Annotated in this window: 19 protein-coding genes and 1 pseudogene; 12 read left to right on the plus strand and 8 right to left on the minus strand. The window is 38.4% G+C overall.

Annotation, left to right across the window (positions count from 1 at the left end):
* Positions 1 to 71: 71 nt before the first annotated feature.
* Positions 72 to 470 carry a VOC family protein gene (locus tag VBD025_RS14870; protein WP_430786838.1) on the minus strand — a complete coding sequence of 133 codons (399 nt, stop codon included), beginning with the start codon at positions 468 to 470 and terminating at the stop codon, positions 72 to 74.
* A gap of 135 nt (positions 471 to 605) precedes the next feature.
* On the opposite strand from VBD025_RS14870, the gene VBD025_RS14875 reads away from it, so the two are divergent.
* Positions 606 to 1739: a zinc-dependent alcohol dehydrogenase gene (locus VBD025_RS14875; RefSeq protein WP_430786840.1), complete on the plus strand. Its 1134-nt coding sequence runs from the start codon at positions 606 to 608 to the stop codon at positions 1737 to 1739.
* Between the two features lie 67 nt (positions 1740 to 1806).
* Here the strand turns inward: VBD025_RS14875 and VBD025_RS14880 are convergent, their stop codons facing one another.
* Together VBD025_RS14880 and VBD025_RS14885 are read right to left on the minus strand one after the other, a co-directional pair.
* Complete coding sequence (locus tag VBD025_RS14880) at positions 1807 to 4239, minus strand: ATP-binding cassette domain-containing protein (RefSeq protein ID WP_430786842.1); 2433 nt, start codon at positions 4237 to 4239, stop codon at positions 1807 to 1809.
* Between the two features lie 74 nt (positions 4240 to 4313).
* The gene (locus VBD025_RS14885; RefSeq protein WP_430786844.1) at positions 4314 to 5129 is read right to left on the minus strand and encodes an alpha/beta fold hydrolase; all 816 of its coding nucleotides are present in this window, start codon (positions 5127 to 5129) and stop codon (positions 4314 to 4316) included.
* A gap of 172 nt (positions 5130 to 5301) precedes the next feature.
* Between VBD025_RS14885 and VBD025_RS14890 the strand changes: the two genes are divergently transcribed.
* On the plus strand, positions 5302 to 5898 hold the full coding sequence (locus VBD025_RS14890; RefSeq protein WP_430786846.1) for a YdeI/OmpD-associated family protein: 597 nt from the start codon (positions 5302 to 5304) through the stop codon (positions 5896 to 5898).
* Between the two features lie 95 nt (positions 5899 to 5993).
* On the opposite strand, the gene ppsA is transcribed toward VBD025_RS14890, so the two are convergent.
* Entirely contained in the window at positions 5994 to 8600 is a 2607-nt protein-coding gene (gene ppsA, locus VBD025_RS14895; RefSeq protein ID WP_430786848.1) for a phosphoenolpyruvate synthase, read from the minus strand.
* Positions 8601 to 9063: 463 nt separating this feature from the next.
* Between ppsA and VBD025_RS14900 the strand changes: the two genes are divergently transcribed.
* The 4 genes from VBD025_RS14900 to VBD025_RS14915 are packed head-to-tail and all read left to right on the plus strand — an operon-like array spanning position 9064 to position 11960.
* Entirely contained in the window at positions 9064 to 9423 is a 360-nt protein-coding gene (locus VBD025_RS14900; RefSeq protein WP_430786850.1) for a PadR family transcriptional regulator, read from the plus strand.
* Positions 9413 to 10201, plus strand: coding sequence for a pentapeptide repeat-containing protein (locus VBD025_RS14905; RefSeq protein WP_430786852.1), 789 nt, complete (start codon positions 9413 to 9415; stop codon positions 10199 to 10201). Before VBD025_RS14900 ends, VBD025_RS14905 begins: the two co-directional genes overlap by 11 nt.
* Positions 10202 to 10242: 41 nt before the next feature.
* Entirely contained in the window at positions 10243 to 11220 is a 978-nt protein-coding gene (locus tag VBD025_RS14910; RefSeq protein ID WP_430786854.1) for an ATP-binding cassette domain-containing protein, read from the plus strand.
* Positions 11187 to 11960, plus strand: coding sequence for an ABC transporter permease (locus VBD025_RS14915; protein WP_430786856.1), 774 nt, complete (start codon positions 11187 to 11189; stop codon positions 11958 to 11960). The genes VBD025_RS14910 and VBD025_RS14915 overlap by 34 nt, the downstream gene beginning before the upstream one ends.
* Before the next feature lie 31 nt (positions 11961 to 11991).
* Here the strand turns inward: VBD025_RS14915 and VBD025_RS14920 are convergent, their stop codons facing one another.
* The 3 genes from VBD025_RS14920 to VBD025_RS14930 all read right to left on the minus strand — a co-directional run bounded on the left by VBD025_RS14920 (position 11992) and on the right by VBD025_RS14930 (position 13043).
* Positions 11992 to 12450 (minus strand): hypothetical protein, encoded by a 459-nt coding sequence (locus VBD025_RS14920; protein ID WP_430786858.1) that lies wholly within the window; start codon positions 12448 to 12450, stop codon positions 11992 to 11994.
* 90 nt (positions 12451 to 12540) lie between these two features.
* Entirely contained in the window at positions 12541 to 12813 is a 273-nt protein-coding gene (locus tag VBD025_RS14925) for a hypothetical protein (RefSeq protein WP_430786860.1), read from the minus strand.
* 14 nt (positions 12814 to 12827) lie between these two features.
* A complete protein-coding gene (locus tag VBD025_RS14930; RefSeq protein WP_430786862.1) occupies positions 12828 to 13043 on the minus strand; it encodes a hypothetical protein in 216 nt (71 codons plus the stop codon).
* Between the two features lie 214 nt (positions 13044 to 13257).
* Between VBD025_RS14930 and VBD025_RS14935 the strand changes: the two genes are divergently transcribed.
* From VBD025_RS14935 to VBD025_RS14945, 3 genes are read left to right on the plus strand one after another with little or no spacing between them, the layout of a single operon-like run.
* Positions 13258 to 13965, plus strand: coding sequence for a DNA alkylation repair protein (locus VBD025_RS14935; RefSeq protein WP_430786864.1), 708 nt, complete (start codon positions 13258 to 13260; stop codon positions 13963 to 13965).
* Positions 13966 to 14019: 54 nt separating this feature from the next.
* Positions 14020 to 14205, plus strand: coding sequence for a hypothetical protein (locus tag VBD025_RS14940; RefSeq protein WP_430786866.1), 186 nt, complete (start codon positions 14020 to 14022; stop codon positions 14203 to 14205).
* A complete protein-coding gene (locus tag VBD025_RS14945; RefSeq protein ID WP_430786868.1) occupies positions 14202 to 14384 on the plus strand; it encodes a hypothetical protein in 183 nt (60 codons plus the stop codon). Before VBD025_RS14940 ends, VBD025_RS14945 begins: the two co-directional genes overlap by 4 nt.
* Positions 14385 to 14557: 173 nt before the next feature.
* Here the strand turns inward: VBD025_RS14945 and VBD025_RS14950 are convergent, their stop codons facing one another.
* Positions 14558 to 14869 (minus strand): hypothetical protein, encoded by a 312-nt coding sequence (locus VBD025_RS14950; RefSeq protein ID WP_430786870.1) that lies wholly within the window; start codon positions 14867 to 14869, stop codon positions 14558 to 14560.
* A gap of 149 nt (positions 14870 to 15018) precedes the next feature.
* On the opposite strand from VBD025_RS14950, the gene VBD025_RS14955 reads away from it, so the two are divergent.
* The 3 genes and pseudogenes from VBD025_RS14955 to VBD025_RS14965 all read left to right on the plus strand — a co-directional run bounded on the left by VBD025_RS14955 (position 15019) and on the right by VBD025_RS14965 (position 16458).
* Complete coding sequence (locus VBD025_RS14955; RefSeq protein WP_430786872.1) at positions 15019 to 15285, plus strand: hypothetical protein; 267 nt, start codon at positions 15019 to 15021, stop codon at positions 15283 to 15285.
* Positions 15286 to 15345: 60 nt separating this feature from the next.
* Positions 15346 to 15817 (plus strand): annotated as a pseudogene (locus tag VBD025_RS14960) (DinB family protein).
* Between the two features lie 98 nt (positions 15818 to 15915).
* Positions 15916 to 16458: a hypothetical protein gene (locus VBD025_RS14965; protein ID WP_430786874.1), complete on the plus strand. Its 543-nt coding sequence runs from the start codon at positions 15916 to 15918 to the stop codon at positions 16456 to 16458.
* The last annotated feature ends 140 nt before the right edge of the window (positions 16459 to 16598 follow it).

A 16598-nucleotide genomic window follows, 5' to 3' on the forward strand; every position in this document is an offset into this window, starting at 1 on the left:
AAAATAATCCGAACAACATCAATAAATTGTTCGGATTATGCTATGGTTATAATTTTTTCACTTCATAATTTTTACTCCGGAAGATTAAGCTGCCAAGAAACGCCGAACCGATCATTCAACCAGCCGAACTTCTTACTGAAACCATAATTATCGAGCGGCATAAGTGCTTGTCCATCAACCATGAGTTTCTCAAAAAGAGTGTCGAGCTCCTCTTCCGAATCACATGTAATATAGATCGAAAATGAAGGAGTAAATTCAAACGCATGCTTCACGTGACTGTCAATGCACATGAATTCTTGTCCCTTCAAAGAAAAGATCGCATGAATAACCGTTCCTTCATCTCCAGCTTGATTCGCGCCGTAACGGGAGATGCTCTTAATTTCGGAATCCTCAATGATTGACGTATAATAATACATCGCTTCTTCTGCATTACCTTCCTGAAACATTAAAAATGGTGTAACCTTTTCCATTATAAATCATCTCCTGTCCTATGTTTTTAACTGTATAGTGACTCCAGAATCTGAAACCGTATACTATTTACTATATAAGTTAACTATAATTATACGTGTTAACAGAAAATAGTAAACAATAAGGAGCTATGATTTATGAAAGCTGTAACGTATCAAGGACCCAAGCAAGTTAAAGTTAGCCAGGTAGAAGATGCCAAAATAGAAAAAAACGATGATGTCATTATAAAAATAACTTCTACTGCTATTTGCGGGTCTGATTTACATTTATATCAAGGTAACATGCCATTACCTAAAGGGTATATCATTGGGCATGAACCAATGGGTATTGTAGAAGAGGTAGGACCTGATGTCACAAAAGTAAAAAAGGGCGACCGAGTTGTCATCCCTTTTAACGTTTCATGCGGACATTGCTTTTATTGCCAGCATGAAATGGAAAGCCAATGCGACAACTCGAATCCGCACTATGATTCTGGAGGATACCTTGGTTACACAGAGAAGTTTGGAAACCATCCAGGTGGTCAGGCAGAATACTTGAAAGTACCGTTTGGAAATTTCACCCCCTTTGTAATTCCAGAATCATGCGAACTGGAAGATGAATCACTACTCTTTTTATCCGATGTCCTCCCTACTGCCTATTGGAGTGTACTAAATGCTGGGGTAAAACCTGGCGATACAGTTATTGTGCTTGGGTGCGGCCCTGTTGGATTGATGGTACAAAAGTTCGCATGGATGAAAGGTGCAAAGCGGGTAATCGCAATTGATTATCTCGACTATCGTATCAACCATGCAAAAAAGATAAACAATGTTGAAGTATTTGAGTTCACAAAACACCCGGATATGGGTGAATATTTAAAGGAAATAACCCATGGAGGCGCAGACGTAGTCATCGATTGTGTGGGTATGGATGGCAAGAAATCACCTTTAGAGTTTCTTGAACAAAAATTTAAGCTGCAAGGCGGAACCCTCGGACCAATTCAAATTTCTACAAAAGCCGTACGGAAATTTGGAACAGTACAAATGACTGGTGTTTACGGAGGCAACTACAATTTGTTTCCATTAGGTGCCTTCTGGATTAGAAATATCAATCTGAAAATGGGACAAGCACCGGTCATTCATTTAATGCCTGAACTATTTGAAAAAATCACGAATAATGAGTTTAATCCAAAGGAAATTATTACACACAAAATGTCTCTTGAGGAAGCAAGTCATGGTTATCAAATTTTTAATAATCGCGAGGACGATTGTATAAAAGTTGTTTTACAACCGTAATGCTGCTCAAAAAAATAGCTTACTTCTATTTTGTTTATAGAAGTAAGCTATTTTTGAGCACGCTACTTTACAAATAGTTCCCTGTTACTGAAGACCGATCTGCCTTAATATCATTTGGTGACCCTTCTGCAATAACGTGCCCGCCTTTGACGCCGCCTTCTGGACCAAGATCGATGATCCAATCACTCGCATTAATCATATGAATGTTGTGTTCTACCATAACTATGGAATTACCCTTGTCGATTAAACGATTGAATAACTCTAACAAATATTGAATGTCATACGGATGTAAACCTGTTGAAGGTTCATCCAGTAAGAAAAGCGTTTTTTGTTTATTTTTCTTCATCAAAGACGTTGATAGCTTTAATCGTTGACCTTCACCACCAGATAATGTTGTAAGCGATTGACCAAGTTTTAAGTAACCTAACCCAATTTCCGTTAGTAATAGAAGCGCTTTATATATCTTTGGTTCATTTTTAAAAATCGCTAATGCTTCTTCAACTGAACACTCTAAGCAGTCATTAATATTGTAGTCATTGTACGTGATATGGAGGATATTTTCTTTGAAACGCTTCCCTCTGCATGTTGGGCATACCACTTCCATGTCATTAAAAAATAACATGTTACTCATAACATATCCAAGTCCCTCACACGTTTCACATCGTCCGCCATTTGTATTAAACGAGAAGTGTTTAGACGTAAGTCCTTGTGCTTTACTGCCTTCGAGTTTGGCAAAAACAGTTCGAATGTCTGTGAATACATTGGTATAGGTTGCGACATTTGAGCGCTTCATCTTCGTAATACTTGTTTGATTAATGGTAATGACTTCTTCAAATTGATCTAATCCAGAAACGTTGCTCGCTTGTTCCCCTACCACATCAAAGATCAGGGAAGATTTACCTGAACCAGAAACACCCGTTACACTTACAAGTGATTCTGTTGGAACGGATACACTGACGGAAGCAAGGTTATGACGCGTCGCATCTTGAATATGGATCGGAGTTTTCCCCGCTTGTCTAACGGCTTGCTTCGGCTGGGTTTTGGTTGAAATGTAATCTTTGATCAGAGATTGTTCATTATTTTCGAGATCGTCCAATGTACCAGTACCAATTAATTCACCGCCATAACGGCCTGCTTTTGGCCCTATTTCAATTAAATAATCAGCTTCTCTCATTACATCCGTATTATGTTCAATCACAATAACTGTGTTGCCTTTATCTCTTAGTTTTTTCATAATGTCAATGATACCTTCCGTGTCCTTAGCATGAAGACTTGCTGTAGGTTCGTCGATAATATAAACCACATCTGTTAAGTCTGAATCTAAAATAGCAGACAGCCGAATACGCTGACTTTCGCCACCAGATAACGTGTTTGTCCCACGTTCTGAAGTGAGATAACCGAGACCAAGACGTTTTATCCGTGTGAGCTTTGTTTCTATATCACGAAAATAAACCTCGACTGCCGATAATTCCTCTTTCGTTAAGTTCACGTTACAGTCATTAACCCATTCTAATAATTGTTCTAAATCTAATGTGGAAATATCTGTGATGGAACGATTCATCACGGTAACACTGCGGCTTTGTTCGCTTAATTTCGTGCCACTACAGTCTGGGCATGTATCGCTGTAGAAAAAAATCGATTCTTTCCCCATATCTCCGCTTTTTTCCTGATACTTGCGCCAAAGGTTTGTCATAACACCTTCGAACTTACCATCGCCAACTGTTTTTGGTTCTTTTTTATCCGTAAGCTCGCGGACTTTGTTACTGCTTGTACCATAACAAAGCAATTCATATTGAAGTTCATTAAAATCGCCGAGCGGCATATTTTTTTCAAGCGGCACCTGATAGTAGTTCATTGTATTTTTAATGTTATCAAGCTGGTAATCTAGGTAGCGGCCTTTCCATAATTCAATTCCACCGTTCTCAATGGACAATTCTTTCTTAAACAAATTGTTTTCATTGATTTGGACAACTTTCCCGATGCCCTTACACTTCTGACAGGCACCTTCCATTTTGTTATAAGAAAAGTGGCTCCGTGTGAGTTTTTTATACTTGTGCGCACAATGGGGACAAATTTGAAAGACAGTAAATTCTCCATCTACATGTTCTGTTTCTTCAATAGCATGAACGGGATTCACATTTTTATTACAGCTTGGACAGGAGCGGATACCAAGCTTCTCATAAATCATACGCAAACTCGTATACATAGCTGTCTTCGTTCCAACGGTCGAACGAGGATTAGATGACGTTTCCAGCTGCTTTAAACTTATCGCAGGAGAGGCATTACTGATCCGCGCCACGTTTGGTTTTTCAATGCCCTGCATCCCCATTGCCTCTAGATATTGGCGTTGTGATTCGTTAAAAAGAATATCATGTGCGAGTGTGGACTTGCCTGATCCGGAAACACCAGTAATCACTGTCAATTTACGTTTTGGAATTCTCAAACTAACATCTTTTAGATTATGTTCGTTCGCGTGCTCAATACCGATCCATTCTGTCATTACACCGTCCCCCTTATTCTTCTGGAGAAGAAATTATACCTGTGATGATGAAAGCATGCAAGCGATATCAAAATTTATTCGACTTTCGAACAACGCTCCAGCCAATCAGCCAAAAAGGCATTAAATAGTGCAGGCTGCTCAATTTGCAGGTTATGGCTTGCTCCGTTAACCACCGTATATGTGGCGCTTGAATAGTTCTCGCTAAGTACTAATGCATCATGATAGCCTACCACATTGTCTTGCTTGCCAAGTAAAAATACAGAAGGTTTATCAAATAATGGCTCAGAAAACCAGCTGGAAAATGCATAGTTTTGACTGATTTTATCTAGAAACAATTGATCAGCTATTTCAATACCGCTCATCGTTTCGTTTTGCCAGCGATCATACGTCTCTTTATTTAAAATAACAAAACTCTCTTCAAAATTTTGACGTACATCCTCAGATAAAGTTGCTAAAAACGTTTCATCCTTTTCTTTAATGAAAAAGTCAGGCAAAGTTCTTGTATCGTGGTCTGGTAATATAAGTGGACAGATTAGAAAAACTCCTAACACCTGTTCAGGAAGTTTGGCAATCACTCCGCGTGTCAGATATCCACCGTACGATTCTCCAGCAATCAAAAATGATTCCCCATTAAGCTGTATGGAAATAAACTCCAATAGCGTATCTAACATATCATCCGTATTTTCAAGACCCTGGTAGTTCCTGGTTTTACCCATCCCCGGCAGATCAATATAGATTCGTTTGTACGCCAGCTCGCTGTTCGTAAAAAAGGGCTCCATACATCCCTTCATTAAATTCATGTCAGGGGAAAATCCGTGAATCATGACGATTGGTATTCCTTCACCATGAACCTCATAATGAAGATCAACATTGTTCACATTTACATACATTAATATTCCTTCTTTCATGATTCAGTATTACAATCATCTTAGCAGATTTATGAATAGTAGTCTTATCGAAGTTACCGATCGCCCCTGCTTCGGAATCATTTATGGTAAAATTGTATAAATGAATCTAACAAATGGCTAACCTATTCAAAAAACTAAAAAGGAGTGTTCTTTGATGACAAATACTGAAACGAACCCTAAAGTGGAAAGTTATTTAAGTAAAGCCAAACAGTGGAAGGAAGAATTTGAGAAGTTGAGAGAGATCGCTCTCGAATGTGATGAACTGACTGAAGAATTTAAGTGGATGCACCCATGTTACACGCTTGATGGGAAAAACATCGTATTAATGCACGGATTTAAAGAATATTGTGCGCTCCTGTTTCACAAAGGCGCCCTGATGCAAGACCCTGATGGGATACTCATCCAGCAAACGGAGAATGTACGGTCAGCGCGTCAGATTCGGTTCACCAATGTTCAGGAAATCGTTGAAATAAAAGATACTTTGAAAAAATATATTGATGAAGCAATTAAAGTGGAAAAAGCCGGTTTGAAAGTTGAGCCTAAAAAGACTAGTGAACTTGAATTTCCTGAGGAGTTGTTAACTAAATTCGATGAACTCCCTGAATTAAAGACGGCATTCGAAGAGTTGACACCAGGACGTCAACGAGCATACGTCCTTCAGATTTCTAATGCTAAGCAATCCAAAACCCGAGCGACACGCGTTGAAAAATATACCCCGCAAATTCTCGATGGTAAGGGGTTAAATGATTAGTAATTCGAAAAATAAAAAGCCCAATTTCTCAAAATAAAAATAGAGAAATCGGGCTTTTTATAAATCAAATACGCTCTATCATGTTATCTATTCCACTAATTCAAATCATCCAAAATTTCAATATACCCCTCTGCTCCATTCACCCTGATCCGTTGTCCATCCTTGATCAGCTTCGTGGCGTTTTCCACACCGACAACCGCTGGAAGACCATACTCCCGGGCAATGACAGAACCATGGGTCATCAAACCACCCACTTCAGTGATCAGTCCGGCGATAGATACAAACAATGGTGTCCAGCCAGGGTCTGTAAAGGATGTTACTAATATATCTCCATCTTCAAGAACGGCATCTTCCATGTGTAAGACCACACGCGCTCTCCCCTCAATAACCCCGGAAGAAACAGGTAGACCTACAATCGCATTGGTTGGAACATTTTCTCGTTTGTACTCACCAGTAATGATTTCACCTTCAGAAGTGATAACACGTGGCGGAGTTAGTTTTTCATATAATTTGTAGTCGTCTTTTCGTTTGCTTATGATTTGGTAATCCAATTTGTTTGTACGCACTACTTCGTGAAGTTCACCAAAAGTGAGATAAAATATATCTTCTTTGTCATGAATAACACCAGCTTGCACGAGCAGTTCCGCTTCTTTCATTAAAGCCTGCTTATAAATGAAATAGCGGTTAATCCAGCCGTATTTTGGATATTCACGATAACCGATGAAATTCCGTATTCGGCGGATCATTCGCTTTGTCTCTTCAGCTTTCTGTTCACCATCTGGCAATTGGATTAATCGAGCTAATAACTCTTGTTCTTTTTCCATTGCCTCCTTTTGACCTTGCTCAAATTTTCGCTTGCCGGCATTAGGTTCAAAGGCTTTGATGTTATCCAGAATCATAGGGACCAGTGTAATTGGTTTTTCACTCCAACGTGTTTTAGAAATATCGATTTCTCCGGCACATCGCATTCCATATTTATTGAGATAAGCATAGATTGCGTCATAAGCTTCCTGTCCACCCTCGAACTTAACCAGTTCCTCCAAAAAGTTATCATCTTTTACATGCTGCAAATAATCAACCACTTCCGGATAAGGGCGAACTATGTCGGCGACATGCATTAATGCCAGACCCATTTCTGAAGTAATATTGTTGGGTACCGATTTAGAAAGCGGATCTGCTGTGTTTTTTTCGCCTAACCACTCGTTCATTTTTTCATTGATCCATAATGAAGCATTTATGGCAGTCATAAACACACCCGTACTTAATGGGTCAAATAAGAACTTCTTTAATTGCTGGATATCTTCTAGAATAAAATCTAATAAATCCTCTCCTGATTTCGTCTGGATATTTTGATTTAACTTTTCTACCGATGCTTGGTTACGCTTAATCAAATCAGAAACAATATTCGGATTGTTTTCAATTTGTGCCAGCAAATCTGAATCATTTCTTTTGGGAGGAGGTGCTGTTTGATCATTTGGTAACAATTTTATGAAATCTCGCTCAATTATGCTCATGAGCGCACCTTTTATGAGTGGATCGGAATCCATGGTATTTAATAAAGCTTCCTGACCAACAACTGTAGCAAGTCTAGGTGCAACATCAAGAAACAACCTACCACCAGCTTTACGCATCGGTGCAGGGGTAATTAACAGGTATAAAGACATTCCAAGTGGTTTCATGGGGGCTGTCATCATTTGTTGATGACCAACAGATAAATAGACGTGATTTTCTTGATCATTTGCTTCAGGAATCGGGAATAGTGTAGTGATTGGCCGACTCTGTACAATATAAAATGTTTCATCAACTAAACACCATTCGATATCCTGCGGGCAGCCAAAGGAAGCCTCAATTTGTTTACCTATCTGCGCAAGCTGTGAAATTTGCTGGTCCGTGAGTGTTTGTTTAGTTTGCTGATTGGAGTCCAATTGCTCTGTTTCTGTGCCTCCTTCTGGTAAGGCATAGATTGCCAGTTTCTTGGATGCAATCGTTTTATCGATGATTTTATCTCCTTGCACTTTATAACAATCGGCAGATACCAGACCGGAAACCAGCGCTTCTCCAAGTCCAAAACTGGCATCGATTGACAGCACATTACGGTTTGAAGTTACTGGATCAGCTGTAAATAATATGCCGGAAGCTTGTGGAAAGATCATTCGTTGAATAACTACAGAAAGATAAACGTTGTGATGCCCGAATCCGTTTCGCATCCGGTAAATTACCGCACGTTCCGTAAATAGAGATGCCCAGCATTTGCTGATGTGACGCAAAATAGCTTCTTTTCCGATGATATTTAAATAGGTGTCCTGCTGACCGGCAAAAGATGCGTGCGGCAAATCTTCGGCCGTAGCACTGGATCGCACCGCATAAGCATGTTCATCGCCAAACCGGGAGTGATACTGTGTAACAGCATCCACAACTTCAAAAGGAATCGCAACTTCCCTAATAATGTTTCGAATCTCGCTGCTGATAGCCGTGATTTGATCCCGATCTTCTACAGTTAATAGTGTCAGTTGATCCAACAATTCGTGGAATGCCTCGTTTTGTTCGAGGGCTTTTTGATATGCTTCAGTCGAAACACAAAATCCTTCTGGTACATGGATTCCATGCATGTTGGATAGTTCTCCTAAATGCATCCCTTTACCGCCAACCGCCATTTGACTCGTGTTATCAATCTCGTTAAACTCTATTACATACGGTTTCATTGCTTCCCCTCCTATTTATCGCTGAAAAAATATTCATCCGCTAAATCAGTCGCGCTGCCCCACCTTTCAATGCCTCAAGCCCCCTGGCAAGTCTATTTTCCTAAAAAAATAAAAAATAGGTCTTGATGAAACAAAAAATCTAGTGTATAATATAAAATAGGAACAACTATACAAAAGTGTTTTTATTAAAGTGTAACTCTATAACTTTACCACATATTTTCGTTTTTAACAATGACATTTCCTAACTGCATTACATAAATTTCAATACCATAAAGCCCGGTTTCTTCCTCTGAAGAAACTGGGCTTTTTTTAGTTCTGCTAATTTCTCAACCCTCCTCCCTTCATTAAAACCAGCAATACCGCATAACGTAAGGCAAAAACTAATAATAGTATACTGATAACAATATTACCTTGACTGTCATAGTAATATGATATATATTATGAATGTAGAGGTGGTAATGCAATGGATAAAAATAAAATCTCCTCAGATTTACTCAGAGGACACACAGATACGATTATTTTAAAACTATTGATGAGTGGTGATAAATACGGGTATCAAATATCAAAATTAATTCACTCCAATTCAAGTGGTGAGTATCAACTGAAGGAAGCTACGATGTACTCGAGCCTGAAGCGCTTAGAAAAAGATGAACGGATTACTTCCTATTGGGGTGATGCGAATCAGGGCGGCAGAAGAAAGTATTATAAGCTTACCGAAGCAGGTCGTGAAACATATTATGAGAACCAAAAGAATTGGGAATTCGCAAAGCGTGTTCTAGATCAATTATTACAAGAGGAAGGTGACCATACTGATGAATACTAAACTAAAGAACCATTTAGATGGGATGTTTGCGCCGTACGAGGATTTACATGTTGTGAGGGAATTGAAAGAAGAGCTGTTGAGTGATTTACAGGAGAAACTAAATGATTTGAAAGAGCAAGGTTATGATGACGAGACGGCTTACCGCATGACTGTCGACTCGATTGGGGATATTTCAGAGATCATGGAAAGTATTAGTACGAAGACGCGAGAACTAAAGCAAGTTGTACTAACGAACTTTTCCAAAGCCGACCTCCGTGATTCCGATTTTAAAGAAGTAAAAGTGCATGATGGGAAGTTTAACTACAGCGCGCTGAAAGGATCAGACTTTAGCGGGTCCGACTTAACGAACAGCTCTTTTAAATGCAGTGATTTGAAACAGGCGAAATTTGAAAACGCTGATCTTACCCGCGCAAACTTGACGAAATCTGACCTGACAGATGCATGCTTTGACGGTGCTAATCTTACCGACGCAAATTTAAAGATGTGCGCACTGAAAGATGTTTCGTTTAGTAACTGCATCATTAATCGCACGGATTTCAGTTCTTCAGATTTGTCCGGTGTTTGTTTTAATAATCAAACATTTCAAGGAACAATCTTTGATAACGCTGGATTAAAAGGAACTTCTTTTAAAAATGCTGATTTACGCAACGTTTCCTTTAAGAGTAATAGATCAAAATATGTAAAACACACCATTTTCGACGGCGCTACTATGGATAAGTTAACGTTTGCCGTTTTAAAAGGGTATAAAGCAGATTTGAGTAAGGTAACCGTCGTTTAATTTTCAAACAGCGGAGCTATCATTTAAGGGGGATACGATAGATGCAATCGAACACAGCTATTTCTGTCCATGGTCTTGAAAAGTCTTATAAGCATGTGAGTGTGCTTAAACGTATAGATTTCACTGTACCAAAGGGAAGTATTTTTGCCCTGCTTGGTTCTAATGGAGCTGGTAAAACAACAACAGTTAAAATCCTGGCAACGTTACTCAAGCCTGATAAAGGAATCGTCGAGATCTGTGGTTTTGATAGTACGCGGCAAGCGCACCAGGTTCGGGAAACAATTAGCCTTACGGGCCAGTCTGCTGCAGTAGACCCGGTGTTGACCGGGAGGCAAAATTTGCACATGATTGGCAAACTGCGCCATCTCCCCGATGCAAAGAATAGAACGACTGAATTACTAGATCAGGTCCAGTTAGTTGACGCAGCTGACCGAAAAGTTTCAACCTATTCCGGCGGTATGCGAAGACGCCTCGACCTTGCAATGGGCTTGATTGGCCATCCAGCCGTTATCTTTCTGGATGAACCGACCACTGGCCTCGATCCGCAAAGCCGGAAGTCGATGTGGAAGATTATCAAAGACCTTGCTAATTCAGGGATTACCGTGTTTTTAACGACGCAGTATTTGGAAGAAGCGGATCAGCTTGCCAATCAGATCGCGATTCTAAATGAAGGAAAGATTGTTGCTGAAGGAACCGCAGCGGAGTTGAAAAAGCTGCTTCCAAACGGCCATATAGAATTGAAGTTTTTTGAGGAAAAGGACGTACAGACAGCTCGTGAACTGTTCATGAAAAATGACACAAACTTGAAAGCAGAAAATCATACGCTTTCCATTGCTACCGACGGAAGTATTAAACAGATGACGGCCATTCTGAATCAACTGGAACACGCCAACATACCGGTTGCTGAATTTTTACAAAAGCAGCCGACACTGGAAGATGTATTTCTTACGATGATCGGAGAAAATCAGGGAAAGGAAGAAGCTAAATGGAAACCAGTGCAAGAATCAAACATAAATTAAGTGATACGATTGTTTTGACTGGACGATCCATGCGTCATTCGTTAAACCTTGACACCCTGCTCACAGCAACTGCCACACCAATCATGATGCTGCTTATGTTTGTTTATGTGTTCGGAGGAGCAATGGATACGGGAGCAACTAAAAATATAACGTATATGGTGCCAGGTATCATTCTTATGACTATTACCACTGGTTCTGTCTACACGGCGATTCGGGTAAACAATGATATCACGAGCGGGATCATTGACCGGTTCCATTCCATGCCCATCGCAAGATCGTCGATATTAACAGGGCACGTCATGACATCTGTTGTGTTTAATGCTTTCTCTAGCCTGCTTGTTCTAATAGTTGCCTTACTAATGGGATTTAGTTCCGACGCAGGATTCATCGCTTGGATACTCGTGATCGGAACCCTGCTGCTATTTACTCTTGCCATGACATGGATATCAGCATTCTTTGGTATATTGGCAAACAGTGTAGAAGGTGCAAGTGCCTTTAGCTATCCCCTGCTGTTTCTGCTTTTTGTAAGCTCTGCCTTTGTACCAACCGAATCTATGCCAGGAATCGTCCGTTCATTTGCCACGCATCAGCCAATGACACCGCTTATCGAAACCGTACGCTCCCTGCTTATGACGGAATCTGTTGGCAACAGTGCTTTAATAGCCACTTCATGGTGGATGGGTATTCTACTCATTTCCTCCATTGCAGCGATACAAATTTATAAACGGAAGACGGGATAAACTACGGTGGCCCAGGATTTATTTTGCATTTTTATTCTATATCAGATAATTTAATTCCTGTAATTATTTCAAAAAGTTTCGCTGAAGTACGCTTGCTTAATTGAACATACTTCCCTTCACTATCCATAACAAGTTCCACTTTATCATTGTTTGGGCTAATCCAAAGGTCAAAAACCAGTTCCGATTGCTCGTTGCTGCCTTTGAAGTGGAACTTGTAATGTGGAGGGTATGCCATATTTACTTGTGCATTTTCCCAAGTAATATGCTTAAGTATTTCTTTCGCTTTCTCAACGGTGCCATTATCTGTAATTTCTTTGAAAAATTCATACTTATCCGCTTCTCCAAAACGCTTTTGCACTAAAATTGTATTACCATCAATATCAAATTCTCCGTAACGCATTTGTTCTACCATCTCATTTTCATTTGAACAACCTGTAGTTATAATTAAAAATATACCAATTAATGCACAACAATAGTTGTATTGTTTCAACCTATCACCCCTTAATAAATTAGGCGATACCAAATTCAAATCACTCCAATAGCGCCCACGTATGAAGGGAAATAACAGAGTCTAGATTGATTATCCCATTAACAAGGATAAATAATTTAAAAATATAAACCAGGCAAATGACCCACTACTTAGCGTTAGAACTCCTAATGATAAGTATGGGTGGTATCCTGGTTTTTTTCTGGAACGAAATAAGAATATACCAGAAAATAGAATACTTATAATGAAAAAAGCACCAAGTAATACCGTCCATAAATTAGTGAGCCTGAATCCAATGCCGATTAAAAAATTTGCAATAAATACGAGATTGATTAGCAGCATGATTAGTAACACAGCTTTTTTCATGCTTCCACTCCTCTCTATTTGTATGTTGGATCTGATTTCTCTGCGTGTTTTTGGTTGAATTTTTGTATATACTTATTTTTCTTAGCAAAAAACACAAACATTACATTAATAAAAATAGGAAGTAAACTCCATAGAAAAAATCCCCAGTTCGTTGTCAATAACGAGAGTGTAAAGAAGAAAACAAGAAACCCAGATGAAATATAAATCGTCCGTTTTTGATATTCATTCATTTGGCATGCTCCCTTTCAAGAAGATAATTCATCAAATAATTAATTAATTCACACCCATTGTAACATAATGGATTTAATAATATGTCTTGATTAAACAATGTTTATTTAAAATATATTAATTTGCAGGAATCTAAATGTTATACTTGCTACATACGACGAATCAGAAGATTTAATAAATAAACGAAACGCAAATGAAGAAAGGAAGTATAAAACGATGGAATTCGAAACTGTAATGCAGGAACTTGAAGCTCTTGGTAAGGAACGAATGAAAAAAATGTACATGTCTAACGGTGCGCGCGAGCCACTTTTTGGCGTGACTACTGGCTCCATGAAACCGATGGCTAAGAAAATAAAAATAAATCAACCTTTGGCCGATGAACTTTATGCTACAGGGAATTACGATGCGATGTACTTTGCAGGGGTTATTGCAGACCCCAAAGCAATGACGGAGTCTGATTTTGACCGTTGGATGGATGGGGCTTATTTTTACATGCTATCTGATTTTGTGGTGGCAGTGACGCTTGCCGAGTCAGATATTGCGCAGGACGTTGCGGATAAATGGATTGATAGTGGTGACGAGCTGAGAATGTCAGCGGGCTGGAGCTGCTACTGCTGGCTATTGGGAAATCGGAAAGACGCTGAGTTTTCTAAAGACAAGCTTTCCAATATGCTCGATCGTGTAAAAAAATCGATTCATGATTCACCAGAGCGAACGAAGTCCTCGATGAATAATTTTCTATCCACCGTGGGAATTTCCTATTTGCCGCTACATGGAAAGGCAGTCGAAACAGCGAAGGAAGTCGGTGTTGTAGAAATCAAACGGGACAAGAAAAAGAACAGTATGCTAAACGCTTCCGAAAATATTCAGAAACAAATTGAAAAAGATAAAATTGGCTTTAAGCGAAAATATGTAAGGTGTTAGAATTAAATTCTTACCTTTTAAAATTAACGTTGTAGTTTTTAATGGGGGGATTATTTGATTAGAAGAACAAAGTCGTTACTTTCTGTTCTTGCTGGCGTTGTCGTCGGGGTTATGATTGTAAGCTTATTTAAAGGTGAAGAAATTGATTGGGATACAATCTGGGGAACAATCACTATAATTCTCTTAATACTATTTTTTAAATTAGGTCTGAGTTTGTATAAAAGGGAGGATATAGAATGATCAATAGAACAGTTGTGGCACTAGTAGGTAGTTTTCTTGTATTTGCGATTGGTTCATTTAGATTATTTACAGAATCGCTTTCCTCAATACCATTATTTGTATCCTATGTATTCTTTATTACTGGGTTCATTGGATTGGTTGCTAATGGATTAAAGTTAGTTAAATTGAAGAACACGTAACCCTTAATTATTTTCAATTTTTCTTAGCGCGGGCATTTCCTCGCTAAGAGAATTGATTCGCACGCTGAAAAAGTAAGGAATTAAAATTTGCTTCATCAGGAGGAATGTAGTTTTCTTCATTAAAAGAGGTTTTAAATTGCAAAAGGCGATAAAACGGAGGTTACTTATAACTTCTAGCCTTCTAATTTCTCAATCTCAAATTTCATATGGTTTAAATCCCAAACATCAACGTCAGTATTTGATAGGATTGTAATTTTTAACTTTTGTCCAACATCATATTGCTCCACATTATCGACTGGAATTTCATAAACTTCGCCCTCTCTTGTCGCCTCATCTTCTTTCATAACAAGTATTTTTTCTGCGATAAGTTTCTCTTCAATAGTTCCAGTAAAAGAATATTCCACTTGATAATCCTTTGAACAACCTACCATACTAGCAAAAATTAAGTAAACAAAAAATAATCCAGTAATTTTTCTTGTTTTCATTCGACCACTCCTACCATTTAATTCCTCACACAAATTATATCTGAAAATTGTAACATTACATAGTATAATAAAAAAAACACTCTGTTAGAAAAAGAGATAGATGAAACATTTACTATTGAGCTACAGCCTGTGTAATAAGGAGGTTAAAAATGAAAAAAATCGGTGTTTCTATTTTATTTGTTTTTATATTGTACAGTTTCACTGGCTGTAACAATCCGAGTGCAAAAATAACAAAAGAAGAAGCAGAATCAATTGTTATGGAACACCACTCTGAACAAATAATAATAACATCAGTAAGTCACAAAAGAGGGAATTATATTGTTAAATGGGAAATCGACCCGGATTGTGAGTTTGGTACTTATTATATAAACGACCAGAACGGAAAGATAGAAAAGGGCCAAGTAACAAATTGTTAGTCTAATGAGAAGCTTGTATACGTTTGCTTAAATTTCTAAACATTCAAGGAGGAGATTAATTTGAAACGAAGTGACTTACTATTAAATGTACTGGATTCAACATACGACAAGGAAAGCTGGTATGCTCCATTTAAAGATGCTACCGAAGGACTTACCGCTGAACAAGCTACCTGGAAACCATCGGGAGAAGCGACGAAAACCATTTGGGAGAACGTGAACCATCTTATTTATTATAAAGAAAGACTTGCTGCAACCTTGGATGGCCGTGAATGGTCACATAATCTCGACGGTGATGAAACCTTTTATCTTACCCCCCCCATCTACTAGTGATCAGGAATGGAAGAAAACCATCGAACGATCCAAAGACGCGCAACTTGGATTGAGAAAGGCATTGAGTACAATTTCTGAAAGTGAGCTTGAGCAAAATTCACTTGAGAATAAATTGCTCGATATAATGCTTCATGATGCTTATCATACCGGGCAAATAATTCAATTAAGAAAAATGCAAGGATCGTGGCCGTCAAATCGTTAAACCATCCTTTTTTTAATCAACTGATGTCTTGGTATTAAAAGGATTACTTGAAACTAAATTACCCCTTATTCGTATTACCGGTAAGGGGGAAAATAATTATGAAGAAAAACATTTTTAAACAGATTGTCACTATTTTCTTGTTTGGAATTCTTTTATTCATCGTTGCTTGTACTCCAAATACAGAAGCTGAACCAAAAGATAAAAATATCACCACCATTAAAAGGGTGTTGGAACATAGCTTCACAGGACCAAATCAGGAATTGAAAGAATTGTGGAGCGGCATTGAAAGTGATGATATAGAGGATACCAGATCGTCTTTAAAAGCTCTAGATGAGTATACAAAAGAGAGGCTAAAACCGTATTTTACCGTTGATGGCTTTAGAGAATATACCTACACATTTGGCTTTACCTTTTTGAAAACTGCGTACTGGAATGATTATCAGCTAACTGCTAAAAATATAAATGTGGAACAGTCAGAAATAGAAAATATTTACGATTTTTCATTAGCACTAGCGTATCAAAAAGAAGGAAACGACAAAAAGGTTGCTACTGTAACTGGTGAAGCAAATATGGATGAAAACGGACAGATAGCTGTTTTGTTAATACGTAACAATGGATTATGGGAAGCATTGAAGCAATAAAAAGATAGAAAGTCAGGGATTGCCACCGCATTTGCTAACGCTTGGTTTCCCCTTTAATAATTTATATCTACGATTACTTCTATCAAAAGTTTCATATCTCGTTTTATATTTTATGAAGTTTTTTTCAATACATGGATCTT

This window comes from Virgibacillus flavescens (assembly GCF_050574275.1).
GTDB classification, from domain to species: Bacteria; Bacillota; Bacilli; order Bacillales; family Amphibacillaceae; genus Virgibacillus_F; species Virgibacillus_F flavescens.

Coding starts and splice junctions, on each gene's coding strand:
- VBD025_RS14880 (WP_430786842.1), bottom strand. CDS start 4,239: ATGACAGAATGGATCGGTATTGAGCACGCGAACGAACATAATCTAAAA.
- VBD025_RS14870 (WP_430786838.1), bottom strand. CDS start 470: ATGGAAAAGGTTACACCATTTTTAATGTTTCAGGAAGGTAATGCAGAA.
- VBD025_RS14945 (WP_430786868.1), top strand. CDS start 14,202: ATGATCAATAGAACAGTTGTGGCACTAGTAGGTAGTTTTCTTGTATTT.
- VBD025_RS14910 (WP_430786854.1), top strand. CDS start 10,243: ATGCAATCGAACACAGCTATTTCTGTCCATGGTCTTGAAAAGTCTTAT.
- VBD025_RS14890 (WP_430786846.1), top strand. CDS start 5,302: ATGACAAATACTGAAACGAACCCTAAAGTGGAAAGTTATTTAAGTAAA.
- VBD025_RS14930 (WP_430786862.1), bottom strand. CDS start 13,043: ATGAATGAATATCAAAAACGGACGATTTATATTTCATCTGGGTTTCTT.
- VBD025_RS14885 (WP_430786844.1), bottom strand. CDS start 5,129: ATGTATGTAAATGTGAACAATGTTGATCTTCATTATGAGGTTCATGGT.
- VBD025_RS14950 (WP_430786870.1), bottom strand. CDS start 14,869: ATGAAAACAAGAAAAATTACTGGATTATTTTTTGTTTACTTAATTTTT.
- VBD025_RS14875 (WP_430786840.1), top strand. CDS start 606: ATGAAAGCTGTAACGTATCAAGGACCCAAGCAAGTTAAAGTTAGCCAG.
- VBD025_RS14935 (WP_430786864.1), top strand. CDS start 13,258: ATGGAATTCGAAACTGTAATGCAGGAACTTGAAGCTCTTGGTAAGGAA.
- VBD025_RS14925 (WP_430786860.1), bottom strand. CDS start 12,813: ATGAAAAAAGCTGTGTTACTAATCATGCTGCTAATCAATCTCGTATTT.
- VBD025_RS14905 (WP_430786852.1), top strand. CDS start 9,413: ATGAATACTAAACTAAAGAACCATTTAGATGGGATGTTTGCGCCGTAC.
- VBD025_RS14915 (WP_430786856.1), top strand. CDS start 11,187: ATGGAAACCAGTGCAAGAATCAAACATAAATTAAGTGATACGATTGTT.
- ppsA (WP_430786848.1), bottom strand. CDS start 8,600: ATGAAACCGTATGTAATAGAGTTTAACGAGATTGATAACACGAGTCAA.
- VBD025_RS14955 (WP_430786872.1), top strand. CDS start 15,019: ATGAAAAAAATCGGTGTTTCTATTTTATTTGTTTTTATATTGTACAGT.
- VBD025_RS14965 (WP_430786874.1), top strand. CDS start 15,916: ATGAAGAAAAACATTTTTAAACAGATTGTCACTATTTTCTTGTTTGGA.
- VBD025_RS14900 (WP_430786850.1), top strand. CDS start 9,064: ATGGATAAAAATAAAATCTCCTCAGATTTACTCAGAGGACACACAGAT.